The organism is Sphingomonas pituitosa NBRC 102491, assembly GCF_001598435.1.
Taxonomy (GTDB): domain Bacteria; phylum Pseudomonadota; class Alphaproteobacteria; order Sphingomonadales; family Sphingomonadaceae; genus Sphingomonas; species Sphingomonas pituitosa.
Window position 1 is genome coordinate 183,322 of sequence record NZ_BCYY01000008.1, and the last position, 13,715, is coordinate 197,036.

A 13,715-nucleotide genomic window follows, 5' to 3' on the forward strand; every position below is an offset into this window, starting at 1 on the left:
AAGCCGATGTCCGGCCCTCGCGGGAGGATGTACCGCCAAGCCGACGCGCCGTTGCCGAGGAAGATCCCGCTCTGCTCGAAAGGCTGCACATGCCGAGCCCCTATGATCAGGAACTGTTCGCCCGGGCGAACCGACGCTGCGCTGGTCGGTGCCGACGTTATTGCCGGCGCCAGAAGTCAAGTGTCTCCGCAAGCGTTTCGCGAAGACTATGCTCCGGCGCCCAACCGATGTCCGCCCGCAGCTTGCCGGCGTCACCCACGACGCTGGTAGGCGGCCGCTGACGCAGGCGGGTCGCGTCCAGTTCGACGCGAACATCGACCTGGCTCAGGTTGGTGAGGAGGTCGAGGACGTCGCTCATGCGGACGCCCTGCCCCGACGCCACGTTGAAGAAAGCCCCCGATGGCAGATGGTCACGCGCACGGATCACCTGCACATAGGCGTCGACCACGTCCTCGACGTGCAGGAAATCGCGCACATCTTCCAGCGAACCGACCCGGATGACGCGATCGCCACCGCGTTCGCTGGCGACGATCTGCGAACAGAAAGAAGGAATGGCGAAGGCGAGCGACTGGCCGGGGCCGATGTGATTGAACGGGCGCACCACGTTGGCACGCAGACCAGCCAGCGCGGCTTCCTGCACGAACAGATCGGCAGCCGCCTTGGCCGACGCATAGGGATTAGCCGGCTGCAGCAGAGTGGATTCGTCCAGCAACACGCCGGGCTTGGCCGACCTCCCGTAGACCTCTGCACTGGAGACGAAGAGGAAATAGGATTGCGGCGAATGGTCCATGATCGCAGACGCCAGATAATAGGGCGCCATCGCATTGATCTGCCAGGTCATGCGGCGGTCGGCCATGGCGTTCGAAATGGCCGAAACCGCCGCAAGATGCACCACCACGTCGGGCTTCGTCTCGCGGATCAGCGCCGTTACGGCCGCTTCATCGGCCACATCGAGGCTGGTGACTTCGTGACCGAGTACCTGGCCCGCCCGCCGGCTGACGAGAATCAGAGCGGCATCGGGCCACTCCCGGCGAAGTCGCCGAACCATGTGCTGTCCAACAAACCCGGAAGCACCGGTTACGACTATCCGTTCAGGAGCGGCCACAACAATCCTCTTACTCTTGGTACGCGTCAGGCGGCGGCGGACGCCAGTCGAGCGAGATCCGCATCCACCATCTCTCGGATCATCTCTTCAAGCGTAACGGTGGGGGTCCAGCCCAGCTTCTCCTGCGCACGCGACGCGTCGCCCAGCAGCACATCGACTTCCGCCGGACGGAACAGCGCCGGATCGATCTTGACATAATCGTCCGGATTTAGCCCCACATGGGCGAAAGCCACGTTCACCATGTCGCGGATCGAGACGGTGCGCCCGGTCGCGACGACATAGTCGTCCGGTTCGTCCTGCTGCAGCATCATCCACATCGCACGGACATAGTCACGCGCATGGCCCCAATCGCGCGTCGCATCGAGGTTGCCGAGCTTGAGTTCGTTGCTCAGACCCAGCTTGATGCGGGCGACGCTGTCCGTGACCTTGCGGGTCACGAACTCGCGACCGCGCAGCGGGCTCTCATGATTGAACAGGATGCCGGAACTCGCGTGCAGCCCGAAGCTCTCACGATAGTTGATGGTGATCCAATGGCCGTAGAGCTTGGCGACCGCATAGGGAGAGCGCGGGTAGAAGGGGGTAGTCTCCTTCTGCATCGGCTCGCGGATCAGGCCGAACATCTCCGACGACGACGCCTGATAGAAGCGCGCGGTCGGACACACGAGGCGCACGGCTTCGAGCATGTTCAACACGCCCATTGCCGTGATCTGCGCCGTCAGCATCGGCTGATGCCAGGACGACCCCACGAAGGACTGCGCCCCGAGGTTGTAGATCTCGTCCGGCTGCTCCTTCTGCAGCAGTCGGATGAGGCTGGAAGGGTCGGCAAGGTCGCCGTCGACGAGCTCGACATCATTGCTGATGCCCAGCCACTTCAAGCGCGTGTCATTGATATCCTGCGTCGAAGACCGCCGGACGAGGCCAATGACGCGATACCCTTTCTGGAGAAGCAACTGCGCAATATATGCGCCGTCCTGGCCGGTTATACCGGTGATGAAAGCGGTTTTCACTGAATACCCTTAGATGATTTCGATTTCAGGGAAGGGGAAGATGAACTTCCCACCGCGCGCGATATACTCTGCCTCACGCTGCAGGATGCTATTCTTGAAATGCCACGGAAGCACGAGATAATAATCCGGCTGCATCGCGTGCGCATCTGCTTCGGACACGATCGGGATCTGCGAACCCGGCGTGTAGGCGCCGAACTTCTCGGTGTTGACCTCTGCGATCGCCGGGATGTCCTTCTCGGTAATGCCGCAGAACTGGAGGACGACATTCCCCTTCGTCGAGGCGCCGTAGCCGAGAACCTTCTTGCCATCGGCATTCAGGCGATCGAGCAGCGCGCGCAGATCGCGGCGGTGCTTGAAAACCTTCTCTTCGAACTCGCGATACGGGCGCGGCGTGTCCAGGCCCATCCGGTCTTCCTGGTCGAGCAGCCAGCCGACGACGGCGCCATTCTCGCGGACGGTCGAATGCTTCTTCGCCGCGGTGATGGCAAAGCTGCCGCCGTTGATGTCGTTCATCACGACGTCGACGACCCGCAGGTCGGCCGCCTCGAGGATCTTCTTGACCACGCCGAGCGAGTAATATTCGAGATGCTCGTGGCAGATCGTGTCGTACGACACCGCGCGCAGCATCGAGGGCATGTAGCTCTGCTCGAAATGCCACACACCGTCATCGGCCAGCACCGATGCGATGTCCTGCGCGAACTTGATCGGATCCTCCAGGTCGTAGAACATCGCCATCGAGGTGATGATCTTCGCCGGACGCGTTTCCACCGAGCGATACTGGGCCGCACCGAAGAAGTCGGGGACGAGGGCGATATCGTCCGGATAGAAGCTGCGGAACTTGGATCCCGTGGGATCGATACCGATGCGACGCAGCGACGGCGTCTTGTACGCCTTCAGCGACGTGGCGTCGTTCGATCCGATGTCGAGCACGACATCCCCCGGCTTCAGATCAACATATTTTTCGAGATTGTTGATCTTGCGGGTAAGGTGCTGGACCATCGACTGGTTCAGGCCCGACCGATAGCCATAGTTGTCGCCGTACATCTCGCCGGCGTCGAAGTTGTGCGCCAGCTGCAACAGGCCGGACTTGGGAGCCCAGACGAGCTCCAGCGGACCCTTCGTGACGTGCTGTTCGGGAGACTTCGGAAAAACACCGGTCAGTTCTTGTACGCCAAGATCCAGTACCGAGACCAAGTGTTCGCCACCCCCGGCGCGACAACGCTTGATACGCTGATCCATAAATTCAGACACAAAAGGCTCCCTCGTTGCATGTCGGGCCATTACGCCGTCATCAATCCAATGAACTAAATTACAAAAGCTCGACTCGACCGCGTCCGTCAGGTGGAACGCAGGGCAGAAACCCCGGTCCCCCCTTGTGTTCGTGAGCATCCGCAGACGAGGCCGTCAACCCTATGCTTTCGCAAATGCGGCAAAAAGATCTGCGGGCGCCATGCGTGCGGCAGGGTTTCCGGCGAGATGGGCCGTTTCGTACACTGATCGCAATGCAGGCACGAAAGCCGCAAATGCATCGAGGTGCTGCAGCCTGAGCAGCACGCGCTCCGGCGAGATGTAGTTGCTGTTGCCGGCCTTGTCGTCCTCGAAAAGCTGGCGCCACATCAGCTCGACCAGCCAGAGCCGGTTCGCCCGGCGCTGATCGACGTCCTTTCGCGGGCATCCGATCCGCTCGGCCATATCCCATGATTCGGGCAGATGCTCGAGGTCCAGCATCGGGCCATAAGCTGCCCAGGATACGTTCGAGTTTACCACCAGCATCTGTTCGCCGATCCAGTAGGCCGGCGCCGAAGCCATCTCGCTGAGCACATAGGCGCTGGTCGGAATGCAGGAACGCATCGACGCGAACGTGCGGCCGCTGGTATCCTGGCAGTAGGCGCGCAGCGCGTGATCACGGCGATACACGTGCGAATAGATCGCCGTATAGAAATTCTCCGTCTTCGCCGCGATGCTCGCCACCGTCCCCAGCTCGTCGGGCCCGGCCTCCTGCAGGACGTTGAAGCCGTTCAGGAAGGCCGGGAAATCCTCCACGTTCGCGGGGGCAGCCTCGCTCGTATAGCCATAGTTCATGTAGACGAGCTCGACCGCAGGATGGCGATGGAGGACGTCTACCACCTTGTCGATCGCACCGTCCCGCGTCAGGTCGTCGTCCCCCAGAATCCAGACATAGTCGCCGCGCGCGTGCTGCGCGGTGACCGCCAGATTGCCGAGCATGCCCACATTCACGCGATTGCGAATGAACCGGAAGTCCGGACGATGGGAGAACGCCGCACAAACAGCGGGCGTGTCGTCCGGCGAGGCGTTGTCCACCACCAGGACTTCGATGTCGCCGCGAGCCGCCGGAAGCTGACGCGCAATGTTCTCCAAGCTCGCGCGAAGCCAGCCCGCCCGATTATAGGTGCTGATGCAAACGGACAGGAGCGGACGCCGCACCTCGCCCGCTCCCTTGGCGGAGAGCGGCAACGCCTTGCGTCCCGCATTCGGCACGTGCCGGGCAAGGACCGCGGCGATCCGGCTCGCCGAGCGCTCCACGCGCCCCTTCGCCCCGTCGAGCGGCACGATGCGGCTGCTTGCCGCGGGATAATGGACACGGCGGGCCAGCATCGCCTTCCAGACCTGATCCACGATCGCGGCACTGGTGCACAGAACGGCCTCAACGCCCGGGAGGACCTCGGCCACGTCCGGCGCCTCGAAAAGGCGGGCGATCCGAGTCCCGTCGCTTGCCAACAGCGCGACTTGCGCATTCGCAGCCGAAGCAGCAGCCAGGATGTCGCGCAGGCCCGCCATGTCGACACCGCAATCGACCAGAACCCAACGCGGCGCGGTGGCTTCGCTGGCGGCATCGCCAAGGCGGCGCAGGCCACCCCGATGAGCCTCGACCGGGCGAACGGTCGCCCCGGCAGCTTCAAGGCCGGCAACGAACGCCGCGGTACGATCGGCCGGACCTTCCGTTACCAGCGTCACGTCGATCGCATTCGCTTCCCGCAACACCGTTCCAGCGACATCCGCCGCCGATTCGATGCGCGCGAGATCGACGCCCGGACCGGAGCCGCGCGCCATGGCCGCGCGCGGCGGCGCGTAGGTCGCCCGCTGCGCGTTGGCGAAAAAGGCTTCGAGTTCGTGCAATGCGTTCGCGGAGGTTGCGACCAGGCAATCCGCGAGCAACAACGACTGCAGAAAATGCTCGTCCCTCGCGCTGCGCCCGCGGCGCAGGACACAGGCATCATCCACCACGATCGCATTGGTCAGCCCCAACCGACGGCATTCGAGGATGATGTTGGTTTCCAGCACGGTATCGGCACCGGGATCCGCCGAGGCGGGTCCGAAAACGAGAAGAAGATCGTTTGCACCGATGCTCGCCTGCTCAAGCCGATACACGACCGTTGCGTCACCGGAGGGCGAGGGCGCGCCGCCGCTCCTGCCCGCCTGCAGCGGTTCGACGTCCAGTCGCTTCGCCGAGGCATTCCACTGCACGCCCCGCACCGGACGCACGCCGATGCCGGTGGTAATCGCCTCGCCCAGCGCAGCATGATCGACACCACCGTCGAGGCTGCCAAGCACGTAGACGGCGCCTGCGGGATGCGCCGGCATCACGGCGACGGCGCCGTCGACAGGCGTCGCTGACGGTGGCGCGCCCACCGTATCCGTCGCCGACTGCCCGGCCGACGTGGCGGGCGTACCGTGCAGTTCGACGACGATCGGTGCCGGACGCGCCTCGAGTTCGGAGAAGGCATTCTGAAGCTGGCCGATACGGTGATCGATCGCATTCAGCAGTTGGCGATCGAAGCGCGCAGCGCGGTGCCGCTTTCCCAGCCACCGCGCCAGAACCCCGCGGCGCGGGCCTTTTCGCGCCAGTTCCACGAGCCCGGGAAGCGCGCTTGCAAACGCCTGCCCCTCCGCGGATCGATGAAGACCCAGGATCACGGCGGCGCGATCCTCGCCATCCTCCAAAAGAGCAAGATGGTGGGCCAGGCCCGTCGGGTCCGCATCGCGTCCCAACAGCACCTTATATGCGGCATGAACGAAAGGCTCGCCATCCAGCTTCAGCAGATCGGCAACGGAGCGGACACCACCCGCCGTGACCGCGCGCTGTGCACGATACGCCACCGCCTCGCCCGACCGCCCGATTTCGCGGGCAATGCGCTTACGGCTGACACCTTGTTCCAGCTTGCCGACATAATGCTGCAAGCCGATCGGATCCGGTCCGCGCCCCAGCAGTTCCTGGTAGATCCCGCGCACCGTTTCCACATGCGCCTGCGCGGCCTGTCGCTCCGGCGAGTCGGCAGCGGGCACGGCACGCGCCCCCGCCCGCCCCTTCGCCAGGGGAGTCAGCGCCGCGTGCAGGCGCGCATAGGTGGTCCCCTCCCCGAAGGCCAGCAGCGCGCCGATTTGCGCCTGCGCGCCCATGGCGATCAGCTTCGGCAGACTGTGCTGCTCATACCATGTGACCGTTTCGCCCAGCGCCGGGAACGGAGCCTCCGCGCTGATCGCCACCGCGCGCTCGGTAATCATTGCCAGTTCAGCGAGATTCTGCAGATGATCGGCGTGGCGGGGATCGCTGCGCACGAGGATCAGGTGCGCCTGCGCATACAGGGCGATGGCCACTTCGCCGGTCGCCGGGATGGGCTCGAGGCTGGCCTCGATGCCCGCGATGTCGTTGACGATCTGGCGCGCCCGCCCGCGCGCCGCCGACGTCATGTCGGGCACCATCTGGACGTTCACCCGAGCGTCGGGCAGTTCCTGCGCGACCCGCCGCAACGCATTCCGGAGCACCGGCTCGTCCGCCGCGAAACCGAGCAACCACACGGTCGTCGTCTCGTTCAGCTCGCTGGTGACGGTCTGGTACGGGATGATCGGCTGCAGACCAATCTCGGTCCGGCCCGTCGCGGTCGAGGCTGCCGCCACATCATCCGTCAACCAGACGGTCGGAACGGAAGCCGTGTCCGGCGCACCGAGCAGGTTGGCGGGATCCGCGAGCAGCAGAACATCGGGACCGTCCTCCGCGAGCACGGCTGCCAGCGCATGCGCATCCCCGACATCGACGGTTCGGACGTCGAACGCACCAGTTCGCGCCAGCGCCGTGGCCGCACGGTTGGTGCGTTCGTAGAGCCCCGACACTCCCAGCCCCGGGCCAGCCACCAGAACCCGCGTGGGAACCGCAAAGGCAGCCGGCGCCTCGTCCGCTGCCGTCTCGGACCGCTCGAGCACGCCGAAGTCGCGGAGCATGCTCGAGAATCGCCGGTTGAACGCTCCCCGCGACCAATCTCGCTGCATAGCCTCGACCCCGGATCCGGAGTCCCGAAGCGCCGATTGCAGCGACGTCAGCGGATAGGGCGGAATATAGTGATGAATGTGCCGGAAGGTATCGTTGCTCGAGGTGACCAGCGGCCGGCCGGCGATGATCGCCTGGTCCGTCGTAGCCGAAAGCCCGGGCTGCGCGCGATTGTACATGAAGCAATTCAGGTCATTCTCGGCGCACCAGTGGACGAGTTCTTCCGGTCGCATGAAATCGAAGCTGAACCGCACTTCGATGCCCGGCTTCGCAATACGCCGGCAGTACTCCTCCAGGTATCGTGTATAGTTCGTGCGGTGAATCTTGTCCGTGAAGACGAAGTCGCCGGCGGGCACGTTGATTCGAACGATCGCGCGCTCGAACTCCGCATTGACGGCCGCGACGACGACGTCAAAGCCCTTGCCGGGCGTCGGGAACCCGAACGATCCAATCACGGGAACTTCCCGCGGGAGCGTATCCTGTCGCCGGGCGGAGCCTTCGAGCGGGCGCGGGAACGGATAGATGGCCCCGCTCTTCGTCGCGCACGGATCGAGCGCGATATACGCGTCGAAGACATTGGGCGGCACCAATTGCAGCGGGTCGCCCGGCGCGAGTTCGAGCACGACCGTGAACTTCGGCTGCTGGATCCTGGCGATCACCGCCGGTTCCAGATGCATCGCCATCGTGATGAAATGCCAGTTGAACACCCAGAAATCATATGCGTCGCGCGGAGCCTCGGCCGCGACGCCGGGCTTCAGCAACAACCGCCCCGTTGCGGACAGCGCGTCAACATCCAGCATGTCGAGCGAGTAGTAATCGAGGCTCACATCCTCGCAGCGCTCCAGGCAGGCGTACACCATCCTGCCGCTCTCATGGATGCTGCAAGTAGCCTTGGCCGTGTTGATGAAGACGCCGCGCGGTTTCTGGGACATGTTCAATCCAGTTTCGAATTAATACTGAGCGTAGCCTTTTTCTTCAACAATCGACGAGCCAAGCGCCAGGTTGATCTTGCGCTTTGCCGAAGCGCGGCCGTCATTCAGGCGATAGATGGAGCGAGCAACATCGACGAACGCTGAACCGAAGTTCCCGTCGCGCTCGAGGTCACGAATGGCATCCTCGGCATTCCACAGCTTCAGATTAACGTCGGTAAGCTCCTGCTCGAGCGCAGGAATCTGCGCATAGGCATCTCCTACACTGTCGATCAGCCGCGCCCTTACCTTTTCCAGCTCGGCCAATTCGTAGCGAATGTTCGCCAACTTCGCGTCATCGGCGATTTGTGCCTGCTTGATATTCAGGATCGTGATCTTGTCGATCAGTTCGCCGGCGGAGACGGGTACGAGGATAGTGTCAGTCATCAGTTTGCGCGTCCGTTTTCGAGAAGTATCTGGAAGTTGATCGTGCGGGCGATGCGGATCATATGCTGGCCCTGTCGATCGAAATCATGCTCCATGAGCCAATCCTCGAGGCGTTTCTCCCGCGCGCGCGCCGCGGCGGGGTCTGCCGCCTCGGCCAATGCGGCACGGATACCCGCCGCGAGATCTGTTGCCTGTACCCCGGGAGCGCGAAGAACCGCGTCGCCCAGGTCATCGAAGATCGGCAGCGGCGTCACCAGCGTCGGAACCTTGTTCCGCAGTCCGATGCGCACCGCACCGCTCGATGATTCACCCGTTTCCTGGTACGGGTTCACGAAAAGGTCTGCCGCTGCAATCTCGCGGTCCACGACGTCGAGGTCCATAAAATCCGAAAAGACCTCGACATCGTGGTCGAGGCCATGCCGGGCGATCGCCGCATGTACCGCCGCAAGCGCGATCGAGGAATCGGGATGCGGATGAAGGGCGTTGAACATGCGGAGACGCGCCTGCACGCCCGCTTTTCGCAGGCAGGCGACGGCCTCGACGATCTCCACCAGCCCCTTGTTCGGCAGGCAGAACCCGAACGTCGCCAGGATCGGCCGCGCGCCGGGCGGCATCCGTCGCGCCTGGGGTTGCCCGCGACGCACACCGGGCGGCAGCAGCAGGACATTCCCCTGCACGCCGATCGTGCGCAATCGGTCCACATCGTTGGCGTTGTGCACGATCACCCGCGCTGCCGCAGACAGGCCCGGCGCCAGCTCAACCAGCTGAAATCCGGGTTCTGGCGAAGGCTCCTTCGTCGCATGCAGGATCACGAAGGTCGCGACCCCCGACGCCGCCGCGAACTGGAGCAGGCCATTCAGCTCGGGGTGATTGTAGAACCCGAAGTTGTACTGGACGATCAGCAGCTCGGGCCGCTGCTCCGCAATATAGGCGCGGACCTGTTCGAACCCGTTGCCGTCCTTGCCCTTCGTCCACAGGCGGTGGACGTTGTCGCCATCGGGGCCAAGGGCAGGCGCATGCTTCGGCGCGAGGACCGACGGCCGATCAGGTCCCATCGCGCTCGCGAGTTCGCTCGCGTGGGTGGCAATCCCGCATTTTTCATTCCAGGTTGAGAGGATCGCAACGCGCAGGGGCCGTGAGGAGAGGGCTGCGCGCTGGTCGCGTGTCCGCTCCAGCCTGCCGATGAAGTCCTGCAATCGACCGAGCGCGGCATCGCGCGTCACGCCGTCCAGGATGCCGACGGACTGAACCGGACACTCGATCCCGGCATCCGTGAAACGCCGTGCGGTGCCTTCATCCGTACAGGCGATCGCTTCGAGCCTGGCGCCGGAACCGGCCATGCGCGCGGCCAGCGCCACATCGGCGGCCCCGGCATACCAGATCGACCGCCCTTCCGGCGGCGCGCCGCCACCGGCCCAGACGATGTACCGACCGGGTGCGCGGCGACCGCCAAGGGCAGCCACGCGGTCCTCGAGCAACGAAAGCTTACCCTCGGCGGCATGCCGCAGTGCATGGAGACCTCCACGCCAATGTTCGAGCGCGCGCCGCTCGCGCAGCGGCCCGATCCACGGCCAGTTCCTCGTGGCGTACCAGCCGGTCGCTTGGCGAACCGCTGCAGCTGCCGGCGTGCGGCGCCCCTCGGGCGACCACCGCAACCTGGCGAGCAGCGTCAGCCGGTCTTCCCCACCCGCGAGCGCGGCGACAAACCGATCCACCTCTTCGAGACGCGGTTCGCGCCGGAGCACGCCATCAAATGCGCCGCGGATGAAAGCCTCGTCCGGCAGGTCGAGCAATTCACGTAGCCACGCCGCCCCGCTCTCGGCCGATCGCCCGGCGGGCAGCGCGCGTCGCGAGCGGCCAGAGAGCGCACGCCCGAGCAACGACGAAAAGCGCCCGCCGCGCCCCCGGCGTGACCGCAGAAAGGCGTGCAGACCCGGAAGCTGCGCGGCATGTGCCAGCGCCTCGGGAGAACCGGCGATATCGCGCACGATCCGCGCGCGCGATCGGCCTTCCCGCAAGCGCTGCAGATAGAAGCCCAGCCCGGCGGGATCGGCCGGTCGCCCCAGCAGCGTCTTGAAACACGCGTCGACGAACTGCCGATCGCCGGCCTGAAAGAGGTCCTCGATGCTGCGGGCGACCTCGACGGAACTGCCGCCCGAGGCCAAGCCGGAAACGGGTGCGCGCGCGAGTGCCTGTTGCGCCTGCGCCCGCGCCCATCGGCTCGGACCTGCCGCAATCGTCTCGAGTTCCCCCGCCAGCGCCTGTGCCTGGGCATTCGCATCCGAAGCGGCCTGGTGCAGCCGTCCCACTTCCTTTGCGTGCTCGTGTCGTTGCGTTTCGTTACGTCGCCGCAGCTCTTCCGAAGCCCGCGCGTGCTCCTCCACACGCTTCTCCGTCGCCGCCGCGCCAGCGCGCTCCTGCTCGGCGCGATGCTCCAGAAGGGCCAGCGCAACGCACGCCTCGTCACGGTCCGCCAGCAAGCGCCGCTGAAGATCCAGGAGGGTGTCGACCTGCCCGGCGGCGCGAAGAGCCTCATTGTGGCGCTTTGCGTACGCACGACGCAGTCGTTGGTGCCGCCGCCGAAGCAATTCGAGGGACTCTACCGCGCCGGCGCCTACCCGCGCCTGCTCGGATACGAGGTCGAGTGTGGTGGATGCCCGGACCAGTTGCTCGCGCAGGCTGACGACTTCGTCGGCGGCACGCTTCGCCGCTTCGGCTTCGACCTCGGCGACCGCCAGCTGCGAGCCGATTGCTCCGATCTGTTCCCGGAGCGCCGCCAGTTCCGCGTCGCGATCGTCCAGCGAGCGCTGTAAGGCCGCCCGGTCCTGCGCGATCTCCTCGATCAGCACGCGCGACATCCGGCTTTCGCGCGGAGACTGGATGTCGTCCCACAGGCTGGGCCCATACGCAAAATGGGTGTCGAGCTCGGGATGCGCGTCGGAAACGTAGTAACGGTTCAGCCCGTCGAAATAGACGAAGTGGTAGCCCTTCGCCAACAGGACAGGCTCGTACACGTCATGGTTCGGCGTCCGACCGCCAATTTCGACGGCTTCCACGACGACGATCCAGGGGCGAACCTGGGACGTCCAGCCTTCCAGCGCAGGACGTTCGAACCCCTCGACGTCAAGCTTCAGCCAGTGGACCTCGGGCTCCCCGCACTCGGCGAAGACCATGTCAAGCGTGATGCAGGCAACCGTCAGCTCTTCCAGCGAGAATCCATTGTCGACATGTCGGTGGGCCACCCGTTCGACCGCGGTCGACAGCCCGGTGCCGGAAAATGAATAGAAGGTCGAAAGACCAGGTTCGGCGGCAACCGCGGCCTGGATCACCCGGTCCCCCGGTCGAGCCGCTCGCAGCATTGCTGCATATTCTGGGTTCGGCTCGACATGAGCGCCGCGCCAGCCATGTTGATGGAAGTGCCGGCTTACCGAATCAAAGGTCGGGTCCTGCGCTCCAACGTCGATGTAGAAACCATGCTCGATGCTGCAGAGAGCGCGCCACAAGATAACGTCTTCGAAGTTCTGCGCATAGGTCAACGGCACGGGATTGAAACACCCTTAGAAACATCTTCGCGATCACGGAGGAACACGGCGACTGGACGGGCGATAGATGAGGGTGGCGGGTAGGGCAATAGCAGGATCAGCGGCGCCGCGCATGACAGTCGTGCGAACAGCGGCGCCGGGGAAACAATGCAATGCCCGAATTCAGCCGAAACGCGCGATCGCAGCCACTGCGATTGCGGACCATCGCCCTTGCTGCGCCTGCACATAGGCGCGATGACTAGCCCGAATGGCGCGATGATATGCTGCAAGCCGTGCCGGCTCCACCGCCGTGGCGATCTGCTTTGCCGCGCCGTCAGGATCGCCGAGATCGATGACCTCGGCATTCGGGATATAGGACATCCCGCTGAGAGCAGCAGCCGAAGCGAAGAACGGCGTGCCGAAACTGGCCGCTTCCGTCAGCTTGAACTTCGCACCGAAATTGTTGGTGATCGGGGCAAGCAACCCCGCACTCCCGACAAACAGCGCTTGCGCGGCTTCGTCATCGCCAAAGCCTAGAAATTTGACGTTCGGCGCATGATAGTTCAGCGGCGCTTCGGCGGCATCCATGCCCATGATCCGCAATCGAATGTCCGGCCGCAGCCGCCAGATGGCAGGCGCGAAGCAACGGGCAATCCATTCGATCGCAAGCGCATTCGGATAATGATGATGGCTACCAATGAAAAAGAGCGAGGTGGATTCGCTTCCCTGCCAAGGCACCTCCGCCGCATCGAGATATGGTTCGACCACGTTGAACTTGCCGGCTTGGCGCCCTCGCCGCGGGAGGTCGTTTCGGCCGATCGCAACGACGCCGGCACTATCGCGGACCACCGCGCTCGCAAAGCGGCGCAGGCGGGAAGCTGCGAACGGGCTGGGCGGAGCATCGTAGAATCGCATGCCACGCCTCACGATTTCGTTGAAGAAATCGACTTCCCTATTCAGCAGGATCGTAACGACAGGCCAGCGCTTGAACACAGCATCGGACAGGAACAGCGCAGAATAGAGGTGATCAACCACAATCACGTCGGGCGCATCCGCGTCGAGCGCGCTGGATATCTCCGAGATTGCGGCGCGATTCCCCATCGCAGCATATTCGTGCATGAACGGCCAGCGACGCTGCCCAAAAGAAGCACCAGGCGGTGGCGCAGTAATCGAAAGCCCATCGACCGAAATCGGAAAATATCGAGCGATTTCACAGCTGCGCCGTGCTTCCAGAACACAGGCCTCCCGATGCGCCTCCGACCCGACAAGATATGCCACACAATCGATAGCGTCATCGTCAGCGACACGCCGCAGGTGATTTCGGCAACATATCGAACCACCGTTCCGCTGACTAGTAGCGATAGGAACGGACGTCAGATAAACAACTTTCAGACGCTTCATGAAGATGTCCAGCGGCGCGCAGCGATACTGCCAGATACAGGG

Annotated in this window: 7 protein-coding genes; all 7 read right to left on the reverse strand. The window is 64.2% G+C overall.

Annotation, left to right across the window (positions count from 1 at the left end; translation table 11 throughout):
• Positions 1-157: 157 nt before the first annotated feature.
• On the reverse strand, positions 158-1,105 hold the full coding sequence (locus SPI01S_RS09210) for an NAD-dependent epimerase/dehydratase family protein (RefSeq protein WP_281179435.1): 948 nt from the start codon (positions 1,103-1,105) through the stop codon (positions 158-160).
• Positions 1,106-1,131: 26 nt separating this feature from the next.
• The gene (gene gmd / locus SPI01S_RS09215) at positions 1,132-2,112 is read right to left on the reverse strand and encodes a GDP-mannose 4,6-dehydratase (protein ID WP_066721401.1); all 981 of its coding nucleotides are present in this window, start codon (positions 2,110-2,112) and stop codon (positions 1,132-1,134) included.
• A gap of 9 nt (positions 2,113-2,121) precedes the next feature.
• A complete protein-coding gene (locus tag SPI01S_RS09220) occupies positions 2,122-3,501 on the reverse strand; it encodes a class I SAM-dependent methyltransferase (RefSeq protein ID WP_306305020.1) in 1,380 nt (459 codons plus the stop codon).
• Between the two features lie 21 nt (positions 3,502-3,522).
• Positions 3,523-8,328 (reverse strand): glycosyltransferase, encoded by a 4,806-nt coding sequence (locus tag SPI01S_RS09225; RefSeq protein WP_084253342.1) that lies wholly within the window; start codon positions 8,326-8,328, stop codon positions 3,523-3,525.
• Positions 8,329-8,346: 18 nt separating this feature from the next.
• Positions 8,347-8,751, reverse strand: a complete 405-nt coding sequence (locus tag SPI01S_RS09230) for a DUF6165 family protein (protein WP_066721407.1) — start codon at positions 8,749-8,751, stop codon at positions 8,347-8,349.
• Entirely contained in the window at positions 8,751-12,293 is a 3,543-nt protein-coding gene (locus tag SPI01S_RS09235; protein ID WP_084253343.1) for an FkbM family methyltransferase, read from the reverse strand. Before SPI01S_RS09235 ends, SPI01S_RS09230 begins: the two co-directional genes overlap by 1 nt.
• Before the next feature lie 162 nt (positions 12,294-12,455).
• On the reverse strand, positions 12,456-13,673 hold the full coding sequence (locus SPI01S_RS09240) for a glycosyltransferase (protein ID WP_169804487.1): 1,218 nt from the start codon (positions 13,671-13,673) through the stop codon (positions 12,456-12,458).
• Between the last annotated feature and the right edge of the window lie 42 nt (positions 13,674-13,715).